Source organism: Dehalococcoides mccartyi CG5, assembly GCF_000830885.1.
Taxonomy (GTDB): Bacteria; Chloroflexota; Dehalococcoidia; order Dehalococcoidales; family Dehalococcoidaceae; genus Dehalococcoides; species Dehalococcoides mccartyi_B.
The window spans coordinates 601,216-624,761 of the sequence record NZ_CP006951.1 but is presented as its reverse complement, the minus strand read 5'-3'; the positions used below and the strand labels follow the sequence as shown (position 1 = coordinate 624,761).

The 23,546-nt window shown below is 47.8% G+C and carries 31 protein-coding genes, 4 tRNA genes and 1 pseudogene; 6 read left to right on the top strand and 30 right to left on the bottom strand.

Features of this window, described 5'->3' with window-relative positions; genetic code table 11:
* Positions 1-17 precede the first annotated feature (17 nt).
* From X794_RS03280 to X794_RS03195, 18 genes are all read right to left on the bottom strand, one after another.
* On the bottom strand, positions 18-491 hold the full coding sequence (locus X794_RS03280; RefSeq protein ID WP_041344492.1) for a hypothetical protein: 474 nt from the start codon (positions 489-491) through the stop codon (positions 18-20).
* Positions 491-1,054: a hypothetical protein gene (locus tag X794_RS03275; RefSeq protein WP_041344491.1), complete on the bottom strand. Its 564-nt coding sequence runs from the start codon at positions 1,052-1,054 to the stop codon at positions 491-493. The genes X794_RS03280 and X794_RS03275 overlap by 1 nt, the downstream gene beginning before the upstream one ends.
* The gene (locus tag X794_RS03270; protein ID WP_041344490.1) at positions 1,051-1,227 is read right to left on the bottom strand and encodes a hypothetical protein; all 177 of its coding nucleotides are present in this window, start codon (positions 1,225-1,227) and stop codon (positions 1,051-1,053) included. Before X794_RS03270 ends, X794_RS03275 begins: the two co-directional genes overlap by 4 nt.
* Positions 1,224-1,751: a hypothetical protein gene (locus X794_RS03265; RefSeq protein ID WP_041344488.1), complete on the bottom strand. Its 528-nt coding sequence runs from the start codon at positions 1,749-1,751 to the stop codon at positions 1,224-1,226. Before X794_RS03265 ends, X794_RS03270 begins: the two co-directional genes overlap by 4 nt.
* Before the next feature lie 20 nt (positions 1,752-1,771).
* The gene (locus X794_RS03260; RefSeq protein WP_041344486.1) at positions 1,772-2,350 is read right to left on the bottom strand and encodes a hypothetical protein; all 579 of its coding nucleotides are present in this window, start codon (positions 2,348-2,350) and stop codon (positions 1,772-1,774) included.
* A 32-nt stretch (positions 2,351-2,382) separates the two neighbouring features.
* The gene (locus X794_RS03255; protein WP_012984040.1) at positions 2,383-2,586 is read right to left on the bottom strand and encodes a hypothetical protein; all 204 of its coding nucleotides are present in this window, start codon (positions 2,584-2,586) and stop codon (positions 2,383-2,385) included.
* A gap of 44 nt (positions 2,587-2,630) precedes the next feature.
* Positions 2,631-2,843, bottom strand: a complete 213-nt coding sequence (locus X794_RS03250; RefSeq protein WP_012984041.1) for a hypothetical protein — start codon at positions 2,841-2,843, stop codon at positions 2,631-2,633.
* Positions 2,844-2,972: 129 nt separating this feature from the next.
* Entirely contained in the window at positions 2,973-3,185 is a 213-nt protein-coding gene (locus X794_RS03245; protein ID WP_012984042.1) for a hypothetical protein, read from the bottom strand.
* Between the two features lie 241 nt (positions 3,186-3,426).
* Positions 3,427-3,603, bottom strand: coding sequence for an AbrB/MazE/SpoVT family DNA-binding domain-containing protein (locus X794_RS03240; protein WP_041344484.1), 177 nt, complete (start codon positions 3,601-3,603; stop codon positions 3,427-3,429).
* Complete coding sequence (locus X794_RS03235; protein WP_041344483.1) at positions 3,603-3,851, bottom strand: hypothetical protein; 249 nt, start codon at positions 3,849-3,851, stop codon at positions 3,603-3,605. Before X794_RS03235 ends, X794_RS03240 begins: the two co-directional genes overlap by 1 nt.
* Positions 3,844-4,122, bottom strand: coding sequence for a hypothetical protein (locus X794_RS03230; RefSeq protein WP_015407497.1), 279 nt, complete (start codon positions 4,120-4,122; stop codon positions 3,844-3,846). Before X794_RS03230 ends, X794_RS03235 begins: the two co-directional genes overlap by 8 nt.
* Complete coding sequence (locus X794_RS03225) at positions 4,115-4,936, bottom strand: hypothetical protein (RefSeq protein ID WP_041344482.1); 822 nt, start codon at positions 4,934-4,936, stop codon at positions 4,115-4,117. The genes X794_RS03230 and X794_RS03225 overlap by 8 nt, the downstream gene beginning before the upstream one ends.
* 167 nt (positions 4,937-5,103) lie before the next feature.
* Positions 5,104-6,036: an ATP-binding protein gene (locus X794_RS03220; protein WP_238569786.1), complete on the bottom strand. Its 933-nt coding sequence runs from the start codon at positions 6,034-6,036 to the stop codon at positions 5,104-5,106.
* Complete coding sequence (locus X794_RS03215; RefSeq protein ID WP_238569785.1) at positions 6,033-6,380, bottom strand: J domain-containing protein; 348 nt, start codon at positions 6,378-6,380, stop codon at positions 6,033-6,035. The genes X794_RS03220 and X794_RS03215 overlap by 4 nt, the downstream gene beginning before the upstream one ends.
* Positions 6,381-6,384: 4 nt before the next feature.
* Positions 6,385-6,606, bottom strand: coding sequence for a hypothetical protein (locus X794_RS03210; protein WP_041344479.1), 222 nt, complete (start codon positions 6,604-6,606; stop codon positions 6,385-6,387).
* A 242-nt stretch (positions 6,607-6,848) separates the two neighbouring features.
* Positions 6,849-9,044 carry a DUF3854 domain-containing protein gene (locus X794_RS03205; RefSeq protein ID WP_041344477.1) on the bottom strand — a complete coding sequence of 732 codons (2,196 nt, stop codon included), beginning with the start codon at positions 9,042-9,044 and terminating at the stop codon, positions 6,849-6,851.
* Positions 9,045-9,093: 49 nt separating this feature from the next.
* The gene (locus X794_RS03200; RefSeq protein ID WP_041344475.1) at positions 9,094-10,074 is read right to left on the bottom strand and encodes a hypothetical protein; all 981 of its coding nucleotides are present in this window, start codon (positions 10,072-10,074) and stop codon (positions 9,094-9,096) included.
* A gap of 116 nt (positions 10,075-10,190) precedes the next feature.
* The gene (locus tag X794_RS03195) at positions 10,191-10,433 is read right to left on the bottom strand and encodes a helix-turn-helix transcriptional regulator (RefSeq protein WP_041344473.1); all 243 of its coding nucleotides are present in this window, start codon (positions 10,431-10,433) and stop codon (positions 10,191-10,193) included.
* 158 nt (positions 10,434-10,591) lie between these two features.
* Here X794_RS03195 and X794_RS03190 point away from each other — a divergent pair, with 158 nt between their 5' ends.
* From X794_RS03190 to X794_RS07520, 3 genes and pseudogenes are all read left to right on the top strand, one after another.
* The gene (locus X794_RS03190) at positions 10,592-10,987 is read left to right on the top strand and encodes a helix-turn-helix domain-containing protein (protein WP_012984054.1); all 396 of its coding nucleotides are present in this window, start codon (positions 10,592-10,594) and stop codon (positions 10,985-10,987) included.
* Between the two features lie 3 nt (positions 10,988-10,990).
* On the top strand, positions 10,991-11,920 hold the full coding sequence (locus X794_RS03185; protein WP_041344471.1) for a hypothetical protein: 930 nt from the start codon (positions 10,991-10,993) through the stop codon (positions 11,918-11,920).
* Positions 11,917-13,014: pseudogene (locus X794_RS07520) on the top strand (recombinase family protein); the annotation flags it as partial. The gene X794_RS03185 and the pseudogene X794_RS07520, both read left to right, overlap by 4 nt.
* A gap of 497 nt (positions 13,015-13,511) precedes the next feature.
* On the opposite strand, the gene X794_RS03180 reads toward X794_RS07520, so the two are convergent.
* From X794_RS03180 to X794_RS03165, 4 genes are all read right to left on the bottom strand, one after another.
* A tRNA-Asn gene (locus tag X794_RS03180) sits at positions 13,512-13,586 on the bottom strand.
* Positions 13,587-13,596: 10 nt separating this feature from the next.
* Positions 13,597-13,670: transfer RNA gene (locus X794_RS03175), tRNA-Gln, on the bottom strand.
* 30 nt (positions 13,671-13,700) lie between these two features.
* A tRNA-Leu gene (locus X794_RS03170) sits at positions 13,701-13,787 on the bottom strand.
* 74 nt (positions 13,788-13,861) lie between these two features.
* Positions 13,862-13,937: transfer RNA gene (locus tag X794_RS03165), tRNA-Phe, on the bottom strand.
* A 132-nt stretch (positions 13,938-14,069) separates the two neighbouring features.
* Between X794_RS03165 and X794_RS03160 the strand changes: the two genes are divergently transcribed.
* Together X794_RS03160 and X794_RS03155 are read left to right on the top strand one after the other, a co-directional pair.
* Positions 14,070-14,369: a PadR family transcriptional regulator gene (locus tag X794_RS03160; protein WP_011929056.1), complete on the top strand. Its 300-nt coding sequence runs from the start codon at positions 14,070-14,072 to the stop codon at positions 14,367-14,369.
* Positions 14,369-15,631, top strand: a complete 1,263-nt coding sequence (locus X794_RS03155; RefSeq protein WP_034376549.1) for an MFS transporter — start codon at positions 14,369-14,371, stop codon at positions 15,629-15,631. Before X794_RS03160 ends, X794_RS03155 begins: the two co-directional genes overlap by 1 nt.
* Here X794_RS03155 and panC read toward each other — a convergent pair.
* The 6 genes from panC to surE form a co-directional block, all read right to left on the bottom strand.
* Positions 15,628-16,461: a pantoate--beta-alanine ligase gene (panC, locus tag X794_RS03150; RefSeq protein ID WP_015407709.1), complete on the bottom strand. Its 834-nt coding sequence runs from the start codon at positions 16,459-16,461 to the stop codon at positions 15,628-15,630. The two genes, X794_RS03155 and panC, sit on opposite strands and share 4 nt — an antisense overlap.
* Positions 16,449-17,288 (bottom strand): 3-methyl-2-oxobutanoate hydroxymethyltransferase, encoded by an 840-nt coding sequence (gene panB, locus X794_RS03145; protein WP_011309286.1) that lies wholly within the window; start codon positions 17,286-17,288, stop codon positions 16,449-16,451. The genes panC and panB overlap by 13 nt, the downstream gene beginning before the upstream one ends.
* Before the next feature lie 2 nt (positions 17,289-17,290).
* Positions 17,291-17,665: an aspartate 1-decarboxylase gene (panD, locus tag X794_RS03140; RefSeq protein ID WP_011309285.1), complete on the bottom strand. Its 375-nt coding sequence runs from the start codon at positions 17,663-17,665 to the stop codon at positions 17,291-17,293.
* Between the two features lie 22 nt (positions 17,666-17,687).
* On the bottom strand, positions 17,688-18,545 hold the full coding sequence (locus X794_RS03135; protein WP_011309284.1) for a Rossmann-like and DUF2520 domain-containing protein: 858 nt from the start codon (positions 18,543-18,545) through the stop codon (positions 17,688-17,690).
* Between the two features lie 168 nt (positions 18,546-18,713).
* Positions 18,714-19,268, bottom strand: a complete 555-nt coding sequence (locus X794_RS03130; protein ID WP_012984298.1) for an OB-fold protein — start codon at positions 19,266-19,268, stop codon at positions 18,714-18,716.
* Between the two features lie 133 nt (positions 19,269-19,401).
* Positions 19,402-20,199: a 5'/3'-nucleotidase SurE gene (gene surE / locus X794_RS03125; RefSeq protein WP_011309281.1), complete on the bottom strand. Its 798-nt coding sequence runs from the start codon at positions 20,197-20,199 to the stop codon at positions 19,402-19,404.
* Positions 20,200-20,361: 162 nt separating this feature from the next.
* Between surE and queA the strand changes: the two genes are divergently transcribed.
* Positions 20,362-21,396 (top strand): tRNA preQ1(34) S-adenosylmethionine ribosyltransferase-isomerase QueA, encoded by a 1,035-nt coding sequence (gene queA, locus X794_RS03120; RefSeq protein ID WP_034376553.1) that lies wholly within the window; start codon positions 20,362-20,364, stop codon positions 21,394-21,396.
* 82 nt (positions 21,397-21,478) lie between these two features.
* Here queA and X794_RS03115 read toward each other — a convergent pair whose 3' ends face one another.
* Both X794_RS03115 and X794_RS03110 read right to left on the bottom strand, forming a co-directional pair.
* Positions 21,479-22,561, bottom strand: a complete 1,083-nt coding sequence (locus X794_RS03115; RefSeq protein WP_011929047.1) for an ABC transporter permease — start codon at positions 22,559-22,561, stop codon at positions 21,479-21,481.
* Entirely contained in the window at positions 22,558-23,475 is a 918-nt protein-coding gene (locus X794_RS03110) for an ABC transporter ATP-binding protein (protein ID WP_011309278.1), read from the bottom strand. Before X794_RS03110 ends, X794_RS03115 begins: the two co-directional genes overlap by 4 nt.
* Positions 23,476-23,546 lie beyond the last annotated feature (71 nt).

Sequence of the window (23,546 nt, the reverse complement as noted above, 5' to 3'; positions counted from 1 at the left end):
GTTTATTACCTTCCTGCCTAAGACAGCATCTTTTCCAGCATATAGTCGTAATCCACGGCTTTCCCGTTATCCGTGGCGTTATTGCTCTGCAAGGTCACTCTCAGCACATCGTGAATCGCCCAGGTACCATTGATAACCGGCAGTCCTAGCGGATCAGAAGTAGCATCAAAAGACTGGTCATAGACCTTCCGCTCGATACCGTTTACTTTCTTATAGAACCTCACCCTGATTTGTGTGCCCACCAGGTTATGAACGCTTAGAGTTAGGTCGTGTATCTTATTCCTAATACCGGCAGCGCCAATACTGATGACATTAGCCTCGACGGTTTGCCAGTCGGCTGTTGTGGCTCCCTGCCAGGGGTTTTCCCCAGCCAGGTTATCGGTCCGCACTTTGATGGCATCTGCCTTAGTGTTGAGCCCAGCAAGACTAGACTCTACTGTCTCAAGACTGACCTTTTCCGCTTTATTTTCAACATAAAACTCTCCAGGCATTACCGATTCCTCCCTTCTGGCAGTAACTTCTGGGTTCCCGCCGTGGCTTTCGCTTCTACTTTCTCTTGCTGAGGCTTGGCGGACACCACGACCATACCCAGCATCATCATCGGCAGCATCATGGCCAGTAGTGAGTTCCAGTTGAAGCCGGTATCTGTAGTACTGGTGGACCCGGGCCACGTCGGTGGCAAAGCGCTCGACCCTTGCGGCGCCACCAGCCGTGTAGCCGCGGAGTCAGTGACCTCTTCTGTCTCTCGCTCTACCAGAAGCACTGTGAGGTCGGCATCGCTTTCATTGAACCGTAGAGCGCCTCGGAGCCGGACAAAATCGCCGGGAGCGACCTTGAACCAGGCATAACCGAATACCGGCAAAGCTTCTTCGCTAATCAAGGTGCTTTCCCGATTTAACCTGGCCATCAGGGCATATTCCTTTTCCACGCCAGTGGGATTAGCCACGTAAATACTGCAACCCAGGTCGAACCCGGGCGTGTAGGTCATCCACGGCGGCAGGTCCCAGAAGATGTCGCCCAAAGAGCCAGACATGACGCTTACCTGTGTCGTCATAGCGGGAACTTCACCTCCTCGCCTTTGAACGCCTTCTTTACCAGAGATAGAGCCCAGGCGCCCATAGCTATCAACATGACCACACCCATCAGCGTGCCCACAACGCCCTGCCACTGCAAAGCCTGGTACTGGTAAGGGGAATAATTTTGATTTTCGATGGGATACTGACTCATGCCTTCGCCTCCTCCAATTTCTCCGGTTCTGATTGTTTTACTTTCCGCACCTTCTCTTTATCCTGGGTGAACGAGGGCATAAGCTTGCTGATAAGAAGCATGACCAAAAGCATGATTCCCATATTGATGATGCCGCTGATCAGGTTCTTTAAAGACTCCGGCATGAGCCACCAAACCAGCGAACCCAACAAGGGCGGCAAAACGGTGGTAACCAGAAGCCCGATAATGATCGGCAGCCAGGCAAATCCTTTTTGCCAGGCTAGATAAACTGTGGGCTGATCTACATCGGCAAAGACAATATGGCTATAACCCGGCCACAATTCGACTCCCGCGTCAAAGCACGCCTGTTCAAGCTGAGACAGTACTTCTGCAGACGGAGACTCGGTAAAGTCGAGCCTCATTAAGAAAAGAGCACCTTCAGCCGAACTTTCTTCAAGCGGGGCGAAGGTGCCCAGTTCCTCGATAGCAACGGCTTGTCCGATTAAGACAGCCCTATATCCCGGTGGTGTCATGGTATAGGGCATAGGATTACCTCCTTATGCCGCTATACCAGTCTCCTGGCTTTCCGGCCGTAAATATTCAGGGTAACTTTGCGGTCGGCGGTTGTACCGCCCACGGCGGTTACAGTGGCGATTACGGTGAGTTTATCGCCCCCGAGGAGCCTCAAATCAGCACCGAGTTGACCGGGACTTGCCAGATCATAATCTTCATTCTGGCTGGCCGCCAGGTCGGTCCCCAGGTACTTCTTTTCCACTGTATCGACCTTGGGGAATCGGGAGACGCGGACATTGCCGGAAATCTCAGCTTCGGTTATCAGGTTGAGACGGTTGAGATACCAGACCTCACCGGCAGGCACCTCGAACTCTTTGGTTTTAACAGTATCTTGCGCCGAAGCGTTAGGAACTGTGGCCTCGATTTTATCCCGCTCGTCAATGCGGTCTTCGGTATGCAGAGATTCAGCGGTCAGCAGCGCTTCCCGCAAAACCTGGAGCGGCAATCCCATCCAGTAGCCTGAGTCATTATCATAGACTCCCAGGAGGGTTAATTCCTGTCCCAGGGGAGGCACCCAACCCTTCGGAGGCCGCTGTCCTGCATATTGCTGTGGAACAATTTTGTTTTTCATGGATTAACCTCCTTAATGTAATTACACCTCCACTAGGACTTGCTGGAGCCGGTGACGCCCTTCATCATGGGCATAAGAATGGCCATCATCATGATCATCATGATCATGGGCATCATGCTGGTGAACATTCCCGAAATCGGGTCGGTGGTCTGAAGGGGATAATAACCACTGACCGTGCCGTACTGGTACTGCTGGGGTCGAATTTGCTGACCGGCGATCTGCTGTGCCTTATACATTGTTGATTACCTCCTAAAATTCTCAAAATAATATATTTACGGGGTTAGTCCTTGGCTGATGCCGTCATGCCCTTCATCATGGGCATAAGAATGGCAAACATCATGATCATCATGATCATCGGCATCATACTGGTGAACATGCCTGAGAAGGGGTCAGTAGTGGTTTGTGTGGGATAGTAGGCGCCCGGACCGCTGACCTGCATCGGGCTCATTTGCCCCGGTGCTACCGGCCCGGTCAGTTGCTGTGCTGTGAACATATTCTCCTCCTAAAACTAAATCTTCAGGCTCGATGCTCATCCGGTCCATCAGCTTTACCGCTACCGCGACAGCGGTAAAACCGATAAGGGCAGTGCCCTCGTTTGGATAGGCATCAAGCGGTAAAAGCGCTACTCGAACATAGCGCGCTTGTAGCCGGCGACCACGACTTCGCCCTTACCATCCACGCCATCGCGGTAGTGATTTACCCGCCCCTCTTTGACCTTCAGTCCGGTCGGCGCAATGCCGTTCATCCCGGTGCGGAAAGCCTCGGGAGTGGCCTTCTCCTTGTAGGTGATAGGGACGTTTTTCTCGAATTCGTTCCAGCTTGCGTACTTACCCATGTGGGCACCTCCTCTTTCGTTCGTACCCGGTCGCGGCCGGGTAATGGCGGGGTGCAACCTGGCTGAAAAGGAAAAAGGGGTTAGCCTTGAACCCTTCCGGTCCAGGTTGCTAACCCCTTTTTTTAAGCCCCGAAGCTGCCGGTAATAAAGCAAGCCCTGCGAGCCGACTTTCACCGGCAAGCTCGCAGGGCTTCATTAAGAGCGTACCGCGTCTCCCTGCGACTTTCAAGTCTATAAACGCTTATATAAGCTTCTCTTCCGTCTTCACCTTGACCCGGATAATAAGGTCGCCATCTACTACGACCTCGACCGTATCGCCGGGTTTAAGTCGGTGGTAGTTTATCCAAGCTTTCGGAAGGGTGACAGCAAAGCCACCTTCGCCGATCTTGAAAAGCTTCCTTTCCACCATGAGCGGCATCAATCCGACCTCTCGAACATGGCCTCGTTCCAGTGCTGCCATTTCTTTCCCTGAGCTTCGGCGTATTTCTTAACCGCCTTTTCCGTCCACTCTTTTTCCCTCGGGTTAGCGGTTTCCTCCGGCAGTGTCTTTTCGATCAGGAAGCTCTTTAACGAGTCGGCCGGTTTATTGATATTGGCTGTCTCGTAGGACATCCTCCAGAGTGCCAGGAATACCAGCCACTGGAGGGGCGCAAACCAGCTATTCATAGATTTTTACCTTATAGCCTACAGCCTGAAAGCCGCGGCTGAGCATTTCAATCCAGCTATCGGTGGATTCCTGGAGCATCTTCTCGACCTGCTGATGCTCGCTCTTGCCGAGACGCAGCTCAAAACCCCGCTCATTTCTTTTGATGGCAATCTCGACTTTCGAGATCGCCTCTTTCACGTCCGGCGGAGACTGTCCCATCTGGCGGCTCATCATTTTAAAGAGCATATCCCTTGCCTGGGGTGAGTTAGCCATCTGCATGAAATCAAACATTTCTTTCCTCCCATTCTTTGGCTGTGTGTTTTTCAATCGGCGGTGGATCTGACGGCGGTTGAATGCCTGGCTGTCCACCTGCCGGCATCGCTCCCGGCATCATGCCGGGTAATGGCATCCCGAACATCTGTGACATCTGCTGCATGGACTGGAGCATGCTTACAACCTGGCTGAAGGGGTCATTCGACTGTCCCCCCACCATTTGCTTGATTTGGGCAAGAGTGCTATTTACCTGGGTATTGCTTTGAGAGATTGCTCCAAATAGTTGGCCTGCTGTTGCCTGAGCGGTTCGTTCTGCGATTTCCTCACTGGAAGCCTTTGCCCTGGCTGCCGCCGCATCCTGCTCTTCGCGTGTCTCTTTCATCAGCCGCAAAATAGGCTCCATACGCCTGGCGTCAGCCTCAGCCGAACCCTTCTGGATATTCACCAAATCCATCACCATTAGCATGGCCGCCCGGAATTTCATAATAGCCCTGAGCTCAACCTCACCTTCGGGAGTGCCTCCCATGTAGTGCTTAAGCACAGCTTCCGGCGCAATCATCTCCATGCCACCGCCCATCTTGCGGATGATGGGGAACTCGCTGCTGGTTTTTGCCTCTTCTTCCTCTCCGTTACGGACCCGTTCCAGCTCTTCCCGGATAATTACCCGCAGCTTGTCTTCCGGTACTAGGGAAGTGCCGGTATCAGTTAGCTTGAGATCCTGCAAAGCATTGTGGACCTTACTGCGGCTGACACCGAGCTCGGTTGCCATCTGCCTTTCCGATTGTCCCTGCTCTTTGCGTTTTTTGACTTCTTCTAAAAACTGGTCGTCCATATATCCTCCTTTCCGACCACCAAAGCTAATGTGGTTTTCACTGGTTTATCGTTCAAATCTGGGCTGGCTGTCATCTGGTCAGACCACTTGAAGCTAAATGGTCTGGTTTTTACCACGCTTGCCATCCTTAAAATCGTAGCTAATTTGTCTCCCGACCGGTCACCGGTCTAGTCTGAACTTGTACCTGTTTCACCTCCCAGTAAGAGGCTGATTGCTTTATCCACACCGACCTGCGGTGCCAACCGGGCTATGCGGGTAGCGTCCCGGACATCCTGACTCCGACCGTCGAGTTTCCTGGCAATCTCTTCTGCTAGGTCGTTGGACAAGCCTTCTTTACGTACCAATACACCTTTCACCACGGTCAAGAATTCGCTGCGGCTGTAGGGATTAAGCTTGCGGATAGCAAAACGGGACCGCAGTTCAGGGGATAGCTTCTCCAGCCGGTTGCTGGCAGCAATGACCTTGAGGGGATTATTGATGTCGAGCTCTCGACCTCGCTTGGCCCTGACCAGTCTGCCGCCTTCCATCATGGTGAGCAGAGCTGCCATATCGACGGCATTCATCTTGTCCATCTCGTCAATCAGTAGTATCTTCGGTTCTCTCTCGGCTACCAGATCCCAAAGTCCTGCCTTGGAAGTAGCCGAGCCGACCAGCCAGATTGCTTGTTCGCCAAAGGTTTGCTCGATGTCCCAGAGGAACAATGTCTTGGCTAGGGCAGGCGGTCCGGTTAACATGACGTGCACCGGCTTTTCTGACAGAAGAATTGCTTTAAGCAAAACCTTGACGTCTTCATGCCCTATAATGTCCGTAAAGAGGTCATCACCGGGATTTAACGGTGATTCTGAATGAGATTCAGTAGAAGCTTCTTGTTGGTTCGCTAGAAGAATGGCCTTTGCTTTCTCAGTAAGCTTGTAGCCGGTAAAGGAGTTAGAGCGAAAGACATTATCCAGATAACCATCTTTGAATAACCTGCTCAGTGTCGCTGGCCAGATACGAACGTGGCGCCACGACCAGCCGATCCGGTACTCTTTCTCCATATCCACCGATGCCTCAAACTTTGCGATCTCGGTAATTAGCTCCATATCGCCGTCTTTCATCATCGCCACCCCCTTTCTTTTGAGATTTGCTGATAAGCTGCCGTTACGAGCTGGAAGAGAAACTCGGTTCCCTTTACTCCAGCAGTATCGGGATGCAGCCTAACTACTAGCTCCCGGTACCGTTTCTTAACCTGATCATCGGCAACAGCTTTGTCTAATCCGAGTACCTGGTAGGAATCAATGCCGGCATGATGGGTAGATTGACTTTCCATCTTCATGGCCGACCAAAGCTCTCCCAATACCGGGTCGTTACACATACCTTGCAACATTTGGCTTAACCACCCTGACATCATTTCTGCTGTTGCTTCTGTCATCCTCTTTTGTGCTTTCTTTACTTGATCTTCCACGGCTTTACCACCAGAAATGTCCGCAAATTATGCCGAGTAAAAACCCGACCAGTATCTGCCACCAGTTTTTACCAGCTAGTCTGGCCACCAGAATTCCCAGTCCCAGAAAGATGAGTAGGTACACCAGGGGTGAAGCCTTCTGGTCTTCCCGAACTATCTCCGTCCAGGGCTTTCCGCCCACCTTACGCCATAACTTCTCGTAAAGCTTGCCGATGATTCCGGTCATGTTTTACTGCCTCCTTTACCTTGAGCCAGCCCCTTTCCTCTTCAGGTATGGGCGGTCCAATCCGGTCGAAGCTGATGCATTGCTGGCAAATCTTTGGCGCTAACGGTTTTCCTTCCGCGAGGTGCTGGATATCCAGGCTGCCGTCTGCGCACACCTGTGATAAAGGGTATTCTTTATCACAGCAAATTCTTTCGTTTCTCACCCGTGCGTGAGCACATTCATAGAGCGTCCTCTTTTTCTTTTTACTCACCGCCACTTGCCTCCTTTGTTAATTTATCGTCAGTTACTGTCCGCTCTGTTCTACTGTCCGCCCCCACGCTTGAGTCAGCTTCAGTTTTTGGCGGACAGTATGGCGGACGGTATACGGAGCCCTCTTTACTACTGTCCGCCTGTTTTGTAGCTAATGCGGACAGTAAGGACGGTTCGGACGGTTTTTCCTGGGATAATGGAAGAGCCATCTGCAACCCGTAGGACCCTATTAGTTTGGTAACTCTTGACTCATCCCAGCAGATAAGGCGCTGCCGTGACTTTCCGGTCCGCTCTTTGGCAAAGCCCAATCGCTTCGTCATTCTGCCAACTTTTTCAGCACTGAGCTGCTCAACTTCATCGTCCGTTTCATTGGCTTTCCTGGCCACGTTTTCAGATGTCAGCTCTTTGCCTTCTTCATGAAGCTCCATCAGCGCCGCCAATACTCTACCCGGGGCGCTCTCCCTTCTTCTTATAAAGAGACTATCCTGGAGACGGTGAACGAAGCCGGTGATTGCTTCGACCATGGAGCGGTCGCCATTAAGCATCGCTTTGAGCGGTATGAGTATCTCCTGTAACCGGGGTTGGAGATTGGGTTCCAGCAGGTCATTGCCGAAGGTTTTACCCTTTAGCTTAATCAGGTTTGCCAGCCGGAAGGTCAATAGTTTCGCTCGCAGGTCATCTATCTCTTTATCAAAAGAGGGTGGTAATACTCTGGGAATATCATCCCGCGTCAGCGACATCATCTCCGAAGTCAAACATCTGCTTTCCAACGCCTCGTCTTTGAAAGGGAAACGGGTGGCGATAAGTTTCGGGCCAAATACCTGGTATGCCCGCGGGAACCATTTGCCATTTTCTTTATCTGCCCGGAGCACCGGCATACCGGGGCGGTAGCCATTGTTTAAGAGTTTGACCATTTCCATCCAGGACGACGAGTCTTTGAAGTCCGCCTCATCTAAAACCAGTGTCCCTCGGAACTGCTCTAATATTCGGAATATCGGCGCCGGCGTGGTCGCTCCAGAAGCAAATGTCGGTCGAAAGCAGATGCTGCCTACCACCTGTAGAAACCGTGTCTTACCGGTACCCCAATCGCCTATTACCCGGAGGTAAGGTATAGAGGGAGCAAATTCATAAACCCAGGTAAGAAGCACGTAGAGAGAAGAGATTTCCTCGAAGTCAGCCGGCAGTTCGAGATACTTGTGAACAAAACTCCGTATCTCTTCAAACAAACGCGCTTGTGAATCATAAGGGGTGGCTGTCGTGGCGAAGTGGACCACCTCGGTTACCAGGGGATCGTCGGTGGGAAGATATATAGCCTTGGGTGTCTCGTAACGAAAGACCTTGCGCACCGAGCCGTTGACCACGATGATAAAGGCACGCTCATCCTCATTGCTGACTACCATCTCACCTACGGTGCCGTCATGCAGGACAAAGCCCGGGACAAATCGCTCTCTGCTCGCGGTATCATCAATCTTGAAATCAGTCGCCAGTTTCCGGGCTTCTTCCAGTGTATGTTTAAGCAAATAGTCATCGATGCCGACTTTCTGGTTACCTTCTTGAGGAAGATAAACGACCAGGATAGTGGCGCCTTTGCGGTTGAGATGTTCGCCCAGGTGTTCGAGGGCTTTTCGTACCATCTCCTTGGAAACAATGTCAGAGTCGAAAGCGAGATAGACTAGCCTGTCTTTGATGGCAATGCGGTCCCAGTCCGAAAGTATAGTAATAGCACCGAACTCATTCTTGCCCTTGAAGCCCCAGACACCGGTGAGCGAAATTACGCAGGCTCCATGTGTAGCCAGGGCGTCAGCTTTCTTGGAGCCTTCAGTTATCCATAATGGCGTCTTTGGGTCGCCGAGCATCTGTTTGCAGCGAGGTGGACAATCCAGGTGATTGGAGGAACCTACCGGAGACTCGTATTTCACCGGTCGCTGCCTTGAGTCCGAACGGGGGTTATCCGGGCGATACTGGCAGCCTACTTGCCCTCCATCAACTCCCCACAGGGGAATGAGGATACCGGCAGTTCTCTGCTGAGACGAGATAAACCCCGCTTTGGCAAGCTCGTTTTTACCGAGTATGCTCCGGTATCCTCTTTCTTTGATAACATCGAGACTGATACCGCTTCCTTCACTTAGATGAGTAAGATGCTCAGCCAGGAGTTGCGGGACAGCTTCTGAAAAAACAAGTTCAGTCATGGCAATCCTTCAGGAACACTTTTCTACGAGGTGATTAGAATCCTGTGTTCTAGCTGCGATCTGTATATCGTTCCAGGGTCTTCAGGAAGTTTTCCAGGTACTCGGACTTAATCCTGTTCGGAGGGGTCAAAAGATCAAAGTCGGTTATATGGACATCAAGGTTATAGTTCTTTTGAAACCAGTTTGATACCTGGTAATCCTGCATGTTCATTTGCCAGACCTTACTCTTGACACGGTCCCAGAGCAGCATTAAATCTTTGTCCGTGCCCATGATTGTTTTCGGGGTTTCTTCTTTACCCAGGATTTCATCCGGGAAAAGGTCATCAGGTGCTTCATTGTCAGGCGGAGGTAAAAGAAGTACCTGCCCGGGTGGAATTTGTGCGTATCGTTGGATTTCTACCAATGAAAATGGCGCCGTCATGCTGAGAACCCTGACTGTCTTTTTCTTTCCTTCCGGCTGTACTTCCTGTTCAACAAGCTTCAGTGATAGCGGAATCATAGACAGTCGTCCGCAGGTGCCGCGAATCAGTTCAAGGCTGGAATTAATATTTACAATAGAATAAAAAGAGCTGGTATCGAGCTGGTAAACGCCGAAACCGGGACAGTCAGGCAAAAGGAATTGTAGGTTCATCACCCGGCGGCACCGTGCTACTTGATAGAAGGTACACTTGGCCGGATTACAGGTGATTTCCTTCATTTCTGTCTCAACAGAATCTCTGTTGGCAATCTCACCGGTACGGGTGTCAATCTTGGCGACTGCCGTTTCACCGTCGCCGCGGCAAACGAGTCCTCTCGATGCCGAGTAACATCTTAAATACTGGCTGGCCCACTGGGTCTGGTCATCGGTAGGGAACATGATTCGCAGCTCTTTGGGCTTTTCACCAAAGACCTTCTTGACCTCTTCCGGGCAGACAAAATGATCCGTCGGGCAGGGATAAGATATTCCGCTAGCATTTTCTTTCTTTACTCCCAGCCTTACTTTTCCCAGGCGGGGAAGCCTCACCACTCCGGTCACACCTTTGATTGGCATTGTCATCCTCCTTCTTTTCCACAAATGCATTATGCTTATTTAACTTTTGAGCAAGGTCTTTCAGATAGGCTCGCGCAATTATTCGAGCCAGTATCCTTAGCCCGTTATCGAACTCGCTAATCTTCCGTTCGGACATTGCTACCGTTCTCCTCAATGATGAATAGGTCATCGAAAGTGTATTCGGGCAGATGCTCCAGGATGAGACGCCTTAGTACCGGTGAGGGTTCTCTTCTCCCGTTAATGATGTGCGACAAGTGACTGCGGGAAAATCCAATCTTCTCGGCAAGGTCACGCTGGGAGAGGTTTTTTCTCGACAAAGCGACTTCAAAAGCAACCCGATTCAACTTTACCTTAACCATTGAGCTACCTCAGAACTCATTACGCTTTCTGTAGTATACCAAAGGCTAATCATAGACTGTCAATAGATAAATGTCACTGTAGATAGCATATTGGTGTCAATAGTGTTTGACTTGGTATACAAAAAGTGCTATTATGTTTCAAAAGGAGGTGAGGAGCTATGGTGGAGAACTTCGGTGAATATCTCCGTACCCTGAGGGTTGAGAAAAGGCTATCACTGCGGGAAGTTGAGCAGCAGTCCGGTGTCTCGAACTCATATCTGGGACTCATCGAGCGCGGTCAACGTCCTATACCGGGCGCAGATATACTGAAGAAGCTCGCTCCTGTCTATGATGTGCCGGTAAGGGATCTACTCAAGGCTGCCGGGTACCTGAAAGATGAAGACATCTCTATTAGCGAGAATGATGAAATTGAGATGGCCTTCAACTACGTTATGAATGATCCCAGGTATAAATCCGGTACCCGTATCAAGGGGGGGCTTACTACCGATGTCAAGCGTTTCATCGTAGAGATGTACGAAAAAGCGACCGGTAAGAAGCTATTGCCTGGAGGATAGCCTTTGAAAAACTTCAGCGACCTGCGCTATTTTTGTGAGTACATTGTAAATAAATACGGCTCGCCCTCAAATGCTTCAGAGGAAGAAAAGGCTCAGGAGTTCCGTAAGATATACTTGCGGGATTTACCTTTAGATATCAGAACACTTAGAGCCATCGCCTCAGCTTGCGGCATCTATGTAAATGGAGTCGATAGCAAGAAGCTGCCGCAAAATATTAGAGGCTACCATGATGTCTTTGAAGATAAGAGAAACATCTACTACAAAAAGGGCGACACAAAAAGCGGCATCGAAAACACGGTTCTTCATGAGTTCAGAGAGATGATAGAGCCGGTTTTTGCCGAGTTGTGCACAGAATACAGCCCCTTGAGGACAAACGCAGTACACTTAGCTGCTAATAAGTTTGCTACGGCTGTCTTGTTGCCAACTGATGAATTCCGGAACAAAGTCTACGAGACCGGGTTTGACGTTATCGCTCTTTCAAAGCTCTATTCAAAGAGCTGCTCCCAGGTGCTTCTCCGAATGGGCGAGGTGCTTCAAGGGAGTGTTTTTCTATATAGCGCCCTTTATGAGCAGGGTCCTGAGGTGGATAATTGGATATTAAACTACTGGACTGGTAGTGCCAACAACAATGATCCAGAAGCCAATATCTATGGAGCAGATGGATTATTCCCAAGGAAGGGAAGGACGATTCTCCCCGGGTCGCTCGTGGATATGGTAATTAAAACCAAAAAAACACACCTAGTCAGCCGGATCACCATCCTCGACAGCAGAGACGATGATGGACTTATAGCTATCGCTACACCTTTAGTTATTCGAGGAACTCTAGTTAAAGTAGCACAGGTGGTTTTGCTTGGAAATAATAGATACTTACTCGTTCCGCAAATCGAGCGGACAAGTCCGACCATAATAGAAGAATTCCATCGACACTTATGACGGTTAAGTTGGAGGCAAATATGGTTAATAATCTTGGAAAGGCAGCTATTTATGCTAGGGTATCTTCCGAAAGACAAGCTGAAAAAGATCTATCGATACCTGCCCAGATAAAAGCTTTAAGAAAATATGCATTGGAACGTGGATGGGACGTGGTAATTGAGTATGTAGATGAAGCCGAAAGTGCTCGCACTGCAAATCGTCCTGCCTTCAAAGAAATGATAGCCATGGCAAAGAAAAAGGAAAAGCCTTTTGATACCATTCTGGTCTGGAAACTCTCCAGATTTGCCAGGAATCGCGAGGACTCTATCCTCTATAAGTCGTTGCTTAGAAAACGAGGTATCTCGGTAATCTCTATAAATGAGCAGGTAGATGAAAGCCCGGCAGGACATTTACTTGAAGGTATTATTGAAGTCATAGATGAATTCTATTCGATAAACCTTTCTCAGGATACTGTTAGGGGAATGAAAGAAAATGCTAGCAGGGGGTTCTATAATGGTGGATTTACTCCCTTCGGTTACAAGAGAACAAAGATAAAGATAGGAATGGCCGATAAGACAAAACTGATACCCGATGAAAATGAATCCAATGTCGTTAAGAAGATTTTTGAAATGGCAGTGGGTGGTCAAGGTGGAAAAGAAATAACCAAAGCCTTAAATGCTGCGGGTACTAGAACAAAGTTAGGCAAGCAATTCAGTACGACAGCTATCAACCACATCTTAAGGAACGAAGTCTATACCGGTGCACTCGTCTGGAGATTTAGAAATAATGGTTATGGAAATTCACATAAGGCAGCATCTAATGATATCATCCGAGTTCCAAATTGTCATGAGGCTGTCGTTTCAACTGAAGATTTTGGGCGAGTTCAGCAGCTTCTCACAAGGAGACGCCCTGTCTCTCAACATCCTCGAACTATCTCCAGTCAATATCTTTTAAGCGGCTTATTACATTGCGGAAAGTGTGGGGCTGCCATGAGCGGATGCTGGGCTAAATCAGGGAAATATTTCTACTACGATTGCGTCCAGCACCAGAAAAAAGGAAAGGAAGTCTGTAATTGTCGATTGATGAGTAAAGACAAACTCGAAAGCTTTGTTCTCGAACGAATCAGAGAGAATATCCTCACCGATGAGAATATTAAACAACTGGTTCAGCTTGTTAACGAGGAGCTAGTTAAGAATAGTGGATTTTTTGAGGAACAGCTTAGCGAGGTCGGACAACAGTTAGGGCAGGTTCAAAGTAAATTGAGCAAACTCTATGCAGCTCTTGAAACAGGAAAAATTGACCTTGAAGATTTGGCACCTCGCATAAAAGAACTCAGGTCTCAACAAAAAGAACTTGAAGAGAAACGAAACGGCCTTTTAGATGAGATGAATGAGGAGTCTCCTCAAGCACTAAATTTAAAAACGATACAAGAATACGTATCAAGTATGAAGGCACTTCTTGCTAGCAGCTCTTTTATTGAGCAGAAATCGTTCTTGAGATCTTTCGTTAAGAGGATTGAATTGAATGAACCCCAAGTAGTAATTGACTATACCATGCCATTACCGATAAATGGGTTAACCACTACAGAGGAAGTTCTGCGTATTGATAGATTTGGCTCCCGAGGTAGGACTCGAACCTACGACCAAGCGGTTAACAGCCGCCCGCTCTACCACTGAGCTACTCGGGAACGCTTTATTTGGCTGGCGAGCCAGGATTCGAACCTGGGCATAAGGATTCAAAGTCCTCTGTGCTACCACTACACAACTCGCCATAGCCTAAAAGTAAATCTTTCAAGTCCTCATGGTGCCGAAGGTCGGACTCGAACCGACACGAGGTTTACCCCCAGCAGTGTTTGAGACTGCCGCGTCTGCCATTCCGCCACTTCGGCCGGTTTAAGATTACTTTTGCTGGCTACGTTTGCTGATTAAAGCTATTTTAAGCAACTACAATACCGATATCAAATGGTGCCGAGGCCCAGGATCGAACTGGGGACACGCGGATTTTCAGTCCGCTGCTCTACCGGCTGAGCTACCTCGGCGAAAACATGTAGTATTGTAGCCTTAAGCGCTAAAGGTGTCAAGAATTTTAGCCTGTTTTAAGGCTCTCTTTATCTTGCAATACCAGAATAACAAGCATATTATATCGCATACTGATATTGCGAGACGATATAATGGTTGACCGTGAATTTTTTCTGGGTTTTATACGTATACACATATTATACCACGCCCAAAATGAGCCCATATTCGGAGCAGAAATAGCCCGTGAACTTGGCAGACACTGTTACACCATCACTGCCGGTACCCTTTACCCGCTTCTACATAGATTGCAGGCTGAGGGCTATCTGGAAAGTTTCCCCAGAGTAGAGCAGGGCAAGCAGAGAAAGTATTACCGGACCACCCTCAAAGGCTCTGAGATGCTTAACGAGTGCCGCAAACAGATAAGAGAGCTGGTAGACGAGGTGCTGGAATAATGGAGCAAGAAATAAAACCTGCGGCTTCTGAAAAGAGAATTTTGGGTTTTGCACCCAATGTATTTTTTTTGGGGCTGGTAAGTTTCCTAACAGATATCTCCAGTGAGATTATTTTTACCCTTGTTCCTCTTTTTCTGGCCAATGTACTGGGAGCAACTACCACTGTAATCGGCTTTGTGGGCGGGCTTTCAGATTCTACTGAAGCTGTTTTTAAAATTTTCAGCGGCTACCTGAGTGATAAGATTAACCGATGTAAAAGTCTGGCATTATTCGGTTACGGGTTTTCCGCCCTTGCCAAGCCATTTATGCTTTTGGCAAACAACTGGGGGATAGTAACCGGTGTCCGCTTCGCAGATAGGGTGGGCAAGGGGGTAAGGTCTTCACCAAGAGACGCCTTGATTGCCAATTCGGTAGAACCTCATGAAAGAGGCCGCAGTTTCGGTTTACATAAAGCCATGGATAGTCTGGGTGCAACTCTGGGTTTGGGTATTGCGGCAGCGGTTATATATTTTACCCAAAGCGGCAGCCTGACACTCGAACTGGAAACGTATAAAACTTTGGTATGGTGGGGGATAATTCCGGCTTTTCTGGCAGTGTTGGTACTAGCCGTATTTGTAAAAGAAAAACACCATCCGCAAACCACCTCACTCAAAGGTGAAAAGGTTCGCTTCAATTTTCGTAATCTGTTTTTGGGCATGGACAGCCGGTTTAAGCTATTTCTGTTAGTCATGTTTTTGTTTACCTTGGGCAATTCCAGCGATTATTTCGTAATTCTGCGCGCCCAGGATATGGGTGTTTCAGTATTGGCAATAAGCCTAATGCTGGTCGTATTTAACATAACTTACACACTGGTCTCACTTCCCGCCGGGATGCTTTCAGACAAAATAGGGCGGAGGAAAGTGATAGCCATAGGTTGGCTGTTTTATGCACTTGTGTATCTGGGTTTTGCCGTTACCCAAAACCAGATTGGCATCTGGATACTGTTTGGTTGTTACGGGCTTTACTACGGGATTGTGGATGGGGTGGCAAAGGCTTTTGTGGCAGATATGATACCATCTGATAAACGGGGGACTGCCTATGGTTTGTATCAGGGTGTAGTCGGGCTGACTCTGCTTCCCGCCAGCCTTATAGCGGGTATTCTGTGGGACAGGGTGGGTTCGGCAGCACCTTTTTACTTCGGGGCAGTACTGGCGTTACTTGCAGTGATAGGTTTGTTGGTATTCATTAAAGAACCGCCCAAGAAAACACCCACTGTAAGTTAGGCTAAAAACATATTATCTATCAGGCGGGTTTTGCCAAATCTGGCGGCTACTAAAGCAATAGTCTTGGCAGATACTTCATCCGATTCACAGAGGGTATCCTGGTGTGACAAGCTAACATAATCTATTTCTGCCATAGATTCATGCTGAATTACATCAGTCATTTTCTTGCGGATAACCTCTGCCCGGTGTTCTTTTTCATCAAATAAACTTCGTGCCGTAAGCAGGGAACGGTAAAGAACCAGAGCAGCTTGCCGTTCAGCCGGAGAGAGATAGGTGTTACGGCTGCTTAAGGCTAACCCGTCATTTTCACGTATAATAGGTAGCATTTCCACCGATACATCCAGATTAAGGTCTGAAGCCATTCTCTTTATTATCAAATACTGCTGATAATCTTTCTGGCCGAAATATGCCCTGTCGGGGCGAATTATAGTAAAAAGCTTGGCCACTACGGTGCACACCCCGCGGAAATGTCCCGGACGGACTGCACCTTCCAAACATTGCTGTAAAATACCGGGCTCTACCCAAGAATCAAACCCTGCCGGATACATATCTTCAACAGATGGCGCAAAGACGTAATCCACTCCGGCATTTTCCAGCATGGCCATATCCCGTTTTTCATCACGGGGGTACTTCTTGAAATCCTCATGCGGACCAAACTGGGTAGGATTAACAAAGATACTGGCAACAGTATTTATATCCTGTTTTTTAGAAGCTCTAACCAACGATAAATGCCCCTCGTGAAGATAGCCCATGGTAGGCACCAAACCAACCGGCCCGCAAATCTCACGGTGCAGTTTTTTCATCTCGTCTACTGTTCTTATAATACGCACTTTTTCAGTTCCTCCAGTACCTTTTTATCAAGGGTGAAGCTCTCCTTTAAAGTGGGAAACGCACCTTTAGTGACTTCAGCGGCATATTCAGATACAGCTTTTGTAATACTGCCATTTAAATCAGCATACCGTTTGGTGTGCTTGGGTACAAAATCAGTAAACATACCCAGCATATCTGATATCACCTGTACCTGCCCGTCACATTCTTCTCCGGCACCTATACCTATGGTAGGTATGGAAATACCGGCTGTAATAATAGCCGCCAGTTCAGCCGGCATAGTCTCCAGCACTATTGCAAAGGCCCCGGCTTTTTCCAGAGCCTTGGCATCTTCTATAAGGGATAGGGCAGTTGCCAGAGTTTTCCCCTGCACCTTAAATCCGCTTAACTGGTTTACAGATTGGGGGGTAAGTCCGATATGCCCCATAACAGGTATACCGCAGTCTACTATTCTTTTAACCTTGTCAGCCACATTTACTCCACCCTCCAGCTTGACTGCCTGAGCACCGCCCTCCTGAATAAAACGACCGGCATTTAACAGCGCCTGTTCCGGACTCAGATGGTAGGTCATAAATGGCATATCTGCTATAATCAGGGCTTTTTGACTGCCCCTGACTACGGCTTTCAGATGGTGCAGCATATCTTCCATAGTAACGCTTACGGTAGAATCATACCCCAGCACTACCATACCCAGACTGTCTCCTACCAGTATGGCCGGGATACCGGCTTTATCCAGTATTTGGGCAGTGGGATAGTCATAAGCAGTCAAAATGGCTATCTTCTGTTTGTTTTGTTTCATTTCTTTAAGTTGGCTGATAGTGGTACGCATGTTTATACCTCTAAACCCTGATTGGCAACCCCGTTTTTTACTTTGGTTATACGGTTAAGCGCATCTACATACACCAGATTTGGCTGGTGAATAAGAGTATCTTCTTCGGTTATCAGGCTATAGCCCAGTATGATTATCTTGTCACCCTTCATGCCCATGCGGGCGGCCGCCCCGTTTAGGCATATCTGGCCACTGCCGGCTGAACCCTCTATAACATAGGTTTCCAACCGTGTCCCGTTATTTACATTTACCACATGTACCTGTTCGTAAGGCAGCAAGTTGGCTGCCTGCATAAGGTTTTTATCAATGGTAATACTGCCTTCATAGTCTATGCAGGCATCCGTGATGGTAGCCCGGTGGATTTTGCTTTTCAGCATGATTCTCACTGTATATGTCTCCTTAATTTGCCAGTATCCGAGATAACTTTTCTATACCGGTGATATTGGGTTTTTCTTTTTCAAGTGCGATTTTGACGGTTTGCCTACCTAATTCTTTATAGGCAGGTATCAGTTCGGGGGCAATATTTTCAAGTGCTGCCAGATGTTTTGAAACCGTCCCGCAATCCCCTCTGGCAATAGGCCCTGACAAAGCATTGGTTGCACCTGCTTTTTCTATATTTGAAAGGGTACCGCGCACCAGCGGCATAAGGGCTTTTACGGCTTTATCTTCGGGGATACCAAAACTCTGCCAAAGCCCGGTAGCCATTTTAATAAGGGTAACCAGATAATTGGAAGCCAAAACTGCCGCCACATGGTAAGCTACCTTATCCGATGGTTTCAGCACTATCCACTCCCCGCCAAGCACCTTGACCATATCCTTAAGCAAAGGCAGAGTCTGGTCATCACCCTCCAGCGCATAAGTAATACCCTCAAGATTTTTTACCGGGTCTGCCTGTAAACTGAAACTCTGGAGGGGATGCAGTACCCCTGTATACGCCCCAAACCCTTGGGCGGTCTGCAACAGTTCCAGTGAATAAGCCCCGGAACAGTGAATAACGTATTGGTTAGAATGCCAGTGAAGACTTCGACATATTTCGGCGATAGTATCATCTGGAGTAGTAATGAATACAATATCGGCAGTATCAACCACTGCCTGGGGACTATTACAAAATTTGGCAGAAGGGATTTTCCGGCAAAGTTTTTCCGCAGACAACCTTGTTCGGCTGGCAATGCCTGAAATCGGGTAACCTTTTTCAGACAAACCCAGCGCCAAAGCACTACCCACTGTACCAGCCCCTATAAACCCTATACTCTGCACCTGCTACCCCCATAATATTAAATGCCTTCCCCGGCAAACCGAAGAAGGCATTTAAAAAATCTTTTTATTTACCGTCTCGGCCGTTTTACGATCCAAGCGGGGATCTATTTAATTTAAAGTCTCTAAGCGCTCACCGCCGGTTACGGTCGGTGGCATATATCTGTTTAGCTAAGCTTCAATATTCTGGTCATATGGCTCAAGCAGTATATCGTCGGTAAGCGAATTTATGAAGATTATCCGCCCATCTGTCAGTCCCATGCAAATACCTGTAATCTCAATATGACTGCCGATTTCTACAGTAAAACTTCCTTTAATAACATTGGTGCCAAAATAACAAACTATATTGGCACCGTTACCCTGATCAGTTTTAAGTGTAACCCAGCAACTATTGGGAGCCTTGCCGTATGCCACAGCGGCCACTGAACCCGTAACCTTTATATTTTTATTTTTATAATATTGGTCCGGATTGGTTTCACCGGCGTTTACATAATGCGAATACAAAGTTTCAGCTGTTATAGTCAGGTCAACTGAACCGTCAGTCGACGTATCATCAATAGGTGCGGTGACCTGTGTGTTGTCATCGGTATTTCCGGTCGGAGAACTGGCTACCTTACCTTCAAAAGCTGTAGATATTGAGAAAACTATGCTTACTGCTGCAATAATAAGTACCGGTGAAGAGAGCGCCAGACTTCTCAAAAATTTGCCGTTCGAAATTTTATTCATCTTAATACCTCAGGTGTCATAGTGATACCTTAAAATGATATACCACATAACCTATCCGGTCAAGCAAAAGACCACTTGTTGTATCTGATATTGCCTAAAAAACTAGATATGTGCAGGCAAGGTCTTTACAAACCTAGATTTTATCCTGGCAGGATCTGGCAGCTGCCAATATCCCGGCAGTTTCAGCATCTTTAAGAGTAAACACGGGTTGTTGGAAAAGCCTTTCATGGAGAGCGCTTATAGTGATATACCCATTTTCTATAGCCCAGATATCGGTTTTTTTATTATCCGCCGAACTTAACTGGCGGCGTCTAAGCCAAAAATACCGTTTCCTGCCATCATGTCCCTCTTCAACCGTTTCTATATGGGTTTTATGTGCCAGCGGGGTAACCCTAAGTTCTTCAATTTGGGAAAGCGGCAGGTCAGGTATATTTATATTTAGAAAAGAATTCTTTGTAATATCTCCGTTTTGTATCCGGCGTGCTACCTCCGCTGTAATACAGGCGGCACTATCCAGATTTTCCGGTTCTTCCATGGTAACGGGTATGGAGATGGCTATTGAAGGTATGTTACGCAAATAACCCTGAAGAGCGGCACCCACTGTACCCGAGATAAGCACATCATCCCCCAAGTTCAGACCGTGATTGATACCCGAAACCACTAGATCTACCGGTTCGGTTATTAGCTTGGCTAAACCCAGTATTACACAGTCACAGGGGCTGCCTTCTACCGCATAAGCCTCAATCCCCGGAATAAGCGGGTGAGTCTTCTGCACCCTGAGCGGCTGGCGCAGGGTCACCTGAGTACCGGTGGCACTTTGCTCACGGTCAGGCGCCACCACTATCACTTCGCCAACTTCTTTAAGCCTTTTCACCAATGCCCACAGGCCGGGTGAATAAATACCATCGTCATTGCTTACCAGTATTCTCATAACAAAGATGAGTTTAGCATACCCTTAAAAACAGGGCAAACCATCGGTATCCATTACACAGATACAGGCAAGTTATCCAAATTGCTTAAAAAATCTCTGCCAGATATACTTACAGAAAGTAAAAACCAATTATTCCAGCCTTACATATTTGTTTGAGGATTCATGAAAACCAGCGATTTTGATTATAACCTGCCACAGGAATACATTGCCCAGAAACCAGCCGAGCCACGTGATAGTTCGCGTTTGCTGGTTTTGAACCGCCAAAGCGAAGAGCTGACCAATCGCATCTTCGGAGAAATCACTGACTATTTCAAACCGGGGGATGTGCTGGTAATGAATGATAGCAGGGTACTGCCGGCCCGTATAAAAGGTATCAAACAGGATACTTCTGCCAAAATTGAAATCCTCCTGCTAAAACGTGACGGAGAAGGCTGCTGGGAAGCCCTTTTGAAACCGAGCAAACGCACCAAACCCGGCACAATTATTGATATACATCAGAAAGGGGGGGGAGTAGTATCTATCCAAGCGGAAGTACTGGCAGATAAAGAAGACGGCATCAAGCTTTTGCGTTTTTCAGATGAAACCCACCTGATGAAATTGGGTGAAGTACCCTTGCCGCCTTATATTCATACCCCTGTTGCAGACCCTGAACGCTACCAGACAGTGTACGCCCTGACCAACGGCAGTGTAGCCGCACCCACCGCGGGGCTTCATTTTACCCCAGAGTTATTAAAGCGGCTGACTGAAATGGGAGTAATATGCACTTATGTAACCCTGCATATAGGGCTGGATACCTTTCGCCCGGTCAAGGAAGAAGACCCAAAAGACCATAAAATCCACCGCGAATACGGGATATTAAGCAAGGAAACAGCTTCGGCTATCTGTTGTGCCAAAGAAACCGGCAAACGGGTATTTTGCGTAGGCACTTCGGCAACCAGACTGGTGGAACAGGCTTCTCATCTGAGCCAGACCAGCCTTATCACATCTTATTCCGGCTGGGCAGATTTATTTATTCTCCCGGGGTATAAATTTAGGGTGGCAGACTGTTTTATTACCAATTTCCACCTCCCGCGTTCTACCCCCCTTATGCTTACTTCTGCCTTTGCCGGCTGGCCATTTCTCCGGAAAGCTTATGAAAAGGCCATAAGCGAGCATTACCGTTTTTACAGCTTTGGTGATGCCATGCTGATTCTGTAAAACAGATAACCCCAAAATAGTCTTGAAAAACCAAGGCCGGGGATTTAACCCGGCCTTTAATATTTGCACTTTTCTGTATTGCTTATTCCCAGCGGAAAAAGCGGATTGATACAGCCATACAGACCACCAGCCAGCCTGTGACTACCAGTAAATCAACTCCCAGCGGAAAAGCGGGTGCGCCATCCACCATTACCTGTCTGAAAGCATCTCCCAGATAGGTAAGCGGTAAAGCGTTTACCACCGGACGCATAAAATCAGGCATGAATTCCAGCGGGAAGAAAATACCGGAAAGGAACATCATGGGGAACTGAATAAGCTGAACGATGGGCATAGCACCTTCTTCGGTCTTGGCAAGCGAGGCCACCAGAAACCCCAAACTGATAAATGAAAGTGTACCCAGCATCACCAGCCCCAAGAGAAGCCACCAGTTACCCAAAATTTCCACGCCAAACATAAGCTGGCCTATGACTATAATAATAATAGTCTGAAGTACTGCCAGCCCCAGTCTGAGAACCACCTGACTGAATATAATAGTGGAACGGGAAATAGGGGAAGCCCCCAGCCGTTTTAAAATCTTCTTTTCCCTCTGCTGTATAAGCGGCATGGCAGAGTAAAGTCCCAGAAACATAATGGACATAGCCAGTACGCCCGGTATAAAGAAACTCATCATGCTCATATCTTTGGTCTGGATAGTTTCTTCACTGATTTGAAATAAAACAGGCGTCTGGGTTATCTCACGGTTTATGGTCTGGAGTATTTCTTTAATCACCGGCAATAGAATCTGATTTACGTTGGTTTGAGAACCATCATAGTAAACTTGGATATCGGTAGTTTGTCCTGACAGAGCAGCTATTCCCAAACCCTCAGGTATTATTATAACGGCCTTCAGTTTACCGTCTTTGAGCAGTTGCAGGCTTTCATCACGGGGGCTGTCTTTTACCGAAAAGATGGTTACCTGGCTGAAAGCCTCGGTGATACCCTGACTTATCTGGGAATTGTCTTCGTTTACCAGAGCAACATCATAGCTAATCTTGTCTGTGCCGCTGAAAACCAACCCAAACATAATAATAAACAGTACCGGAAAAGCCAGTGTAAAAAACAAAGCGGTCTTGTCCCGAAGAAATTGCTTGAAATTGGCGTTTAGCATGCTAATAAATGAGTTCATTCCCGTATCTTCCTGCCAGTCAGCTTCAAAAATACATCTTCCAGAGTGGCCTGACGAACATGCAAATTACGCAGTTCGGTATTACCCCTGTTTTTGTCTGCATAATCAAGTATGGCACCCATAGTTTTGGGGACATTATTTGAGTACAAAATAACTTCAAACCCTTCTACAGACGCACTGGTCACACAGGGGAAAGAACCCAGAAGTTCGCCTGAAGGAACAGGTTCCATTTCGAACTCAATAGCGCTTTCTTTAAAGTTGCCTGAGATAAGTTTTTTAGGAGTATCCAAAGCTATTATCTTGCCATGGTCTACTACCGCAATACGGTCACAAAGCCTTTCAGCCTCATCCATATAATGGGTGGTAAGGAAAACTGTTTTCCCTTGGGAACGCAGCTCTTCAATCACTGACCACAAACCACGCCGAGCCTGAGGGTCAAGCCCTGTGGTAGGTTCATCCAAAAATGTAATCTCCGGATTATTTACCATAGCCATAGCAACCGACAAACGCTGTTGCTGACCGCCTGAAAGATTTTTGGAAAGCACCTTGCGGCTCTCGGTAAGAGACACCATGTCCAGCAGTTTTTCCACCGGCACTGAATTACGATAGAAAGAGGTAAAGAGTTTAAGTATTTCCTCTACATTTAATAGAGGTAACAAGGCCGGAGCCTGCAGCTGGATACCGATAAGCTGCTTAATCTGGTCACGTTGTTTACGCACGTCCAAACCCATTACACTGACACTGCCGGAATCTGCATCACGCAAACCTTCAATGATTTCAGCAGTGGTAGTTTTGCCAGCCCCGTTAGGACCAAGCATGCCAAAAACTTCACCTTTTTTAACCTCAAAACTGATACCGTCCACTGCCCGAATCGAGCCGTAGACCTTTACCAGATTTTGCACTTGAATAACCATCTGTTTCCTTTCTCTATTTGCAGTAAAAGGGAATAATCAACCCTGATATAAAGATTGATTATATATCAATA

Excerpts from the sequence above, each read along its gene's own strand:
- X794_RS03230 (WP_015407497.1), bottom strand. The coding sequence starts at position 4,122 with ATGTTTGATTTCATGCAGATGGCTAACTCACCCCAGGCAAGGGATATG.
- queA (WP_034376553.1), top strand. The coding sequence starts at position 20,362 with ATGAAAACCAGCGATTTTGATTATAACCTGCCACAGGAATACATTGCC.
- X794_RS03235 (WP_041344483.1), bottom strand. The coding sequence starts at position 3,851 with ATGAATAGCTGGTTTGCGCCCCTCCAGTGGCTGGTATTCCTGGCACTC.
- X794_RS03275 (WP_041344491.1), bottom strand. The coding sequence starts at position 1,054 with ATGACGACACAGGTAAGCGTCATGTCTGGCTCTTTGGGCGACATCTTC.
- X794_RS03225 (WP_041344482.1), bottom strand. The coding sequence starts at position 4,936 with ATGGACGACCAGTTTTTAGAAGAAGTCAAAAAACGCAAAGAGCAGGGA.
- X794_RS03110 (WP_011309278.1), bottom strand. The coding sequence starts at position 23,475 with ATGGTTATTCAAGTGCAAAATCTGGTAAAGGTCTACGGCTCGATTCGG.
- X794_RS03160 (WP_011929056.1), top strand. The coding sequence starts at position 14,070 with ATGGTTGACCGTGAATTTTTTCTGGGTTTTATACGTATACACATATTA.
- X794_RS03245 (WP_012984042.1), bottom strand. The coding sequence starts at position 3,185 with ATGGGTAAGTACGCAAGCTGGAACGAATTCGAGAAAAACGTCCCTATC.
- X794_RS03195 (WP_041344473.1), bottom strand. The coding sequence starts at position 10,433 with ATGGTTAAGGTAAAGTTGAATCGGGTTGCTTTTGAAGTCGCTTTGTCG.
- X794_RS03250 (WP_012984041.1), bottom strand. The coding sequence starts at position 2,843 with ATGTTCACAGCACAGCAACTGACCGGGCCGGTAGCACCGGGGCAAATG.
- X794_RS03220 (WP_238569786.1), bottom strand. The coding sequence starts at position 6,036 with ATGATGAAAGACGGCGATATGGAGCTAATTACCGAGATCGCAAAGTTT.
- X794_RS03255 (WP_012984040.1), bottom strand. The coding sequence starts at position 2,586 with ATGTATAAGGCACAGCAGATCGCCGGTCAGCAAATTCGACCCCAGCAG.
- X794_RS03205 (WP_041344477.1), bottom strand. The coding sequence starts at position 9,044 with ATGACTGAACTTGTTTTTTCAGAAGCTGTCCCGCAACTCCTGGCTGAG.
- X794_RS03115 (WP_011929047.1), bottom strand. The coding sequence starts at position 22,561 with ATGAACTCATTTATTAGCATGCTAAACGCCAATTTCAAGCAATTTCTT.
- X794_RS03265 (WP_041344488.1), bottom strand. The coding sequence starts at position 1,751 with ATGCCCTATACCATGACACCACCGGGATATAGGGCTGTCTTAATCGGA.
- panB (WP_011309286.1), bottom strand. The coding sequence starts at position 17,288 with ATGCGTACCACTATCAGCCAACTTAAAGAAATGAAACAAAACAAACAG.
- X794_RS03200 (WP_041344475.1), bottom strand. The coding sequence starts at position 10,074 with ATGCCAATCAAAGGTGTGACCGGAGTGGTGAGGCTTCCCCGCCTGGGA.
- X794_RS03210 (WP_041344479.1), bottom strand. The coding sequence starts at position 6,606 with ATGACCGGAATCATCGGCAAGCTTTACGAGAAGTTATGGCGTAAGGTG.
- X794_RS03260 (WP_041344486.1), bottom strand. The coding sequence starts at position 2,350 with ATGAAAAACAAAATTGTTCCACAGCAATATGCAGGACAGCGGCCTCCG.
- X794_RS03240 (WP_041344484.1), bottom strand. The coding sequence starts at position 3,603 with ATGCCGCTCATGGTGGAAAGGAAGCTTTTCAAGATCGGCGAAGGTGGC.
- panD (WP_011309285.1), bottom strand. The coding sequence starts at position 17,665 with ATGCTGAAAAGCAAAATCCACCGGGCTACCATCACGGATGCCTGCATA.
- X794_RS03130 (WP_012984298.1), bottom strand. The coding sequence starts at position 19,268 with ATGAATAAAATTTCGAACGGCAAATTTTTGAGAAGTCTGGCGCTCTCT.
- X794_RS03155 (WP_034376549.1), top strand. The coding sequence starts at position 14,369 with ATGGAGCAAGAAATAAAACCTGCGGCTTCTGAAAAGAGAATTTTGGGT.
- surE (WP_011309281.1), bottom strand. The coding sequence starts at position 20,199 with ATGAGAATACTGGTAAGCAATGACGATGGTATTTATTCACCCGGCCTG.
- X794_RS03190 (WP_012984054.1), top strand. The coding sequence starts at position 10,592 with ATGGTGGAGAACTTCGGTGAATATCTCCGTACCCTGAGGGTTGAGAAA.
- X794_RS03270 (WP_041344490.1), bottom strand. The coding sequence starts at position 1,227 with ATGAGTCAGTATCCCATCGAAAATCAAAATTATTCCCCTTACCAGTAC.
- X794_RS03280 (WP_041344492.1), bottom strand. The coding sequence starts at position 491 with ATGCCTGGAGAGTTTTATGTTGAAAATAAAGCGGAAAAGGTCAGTCTT.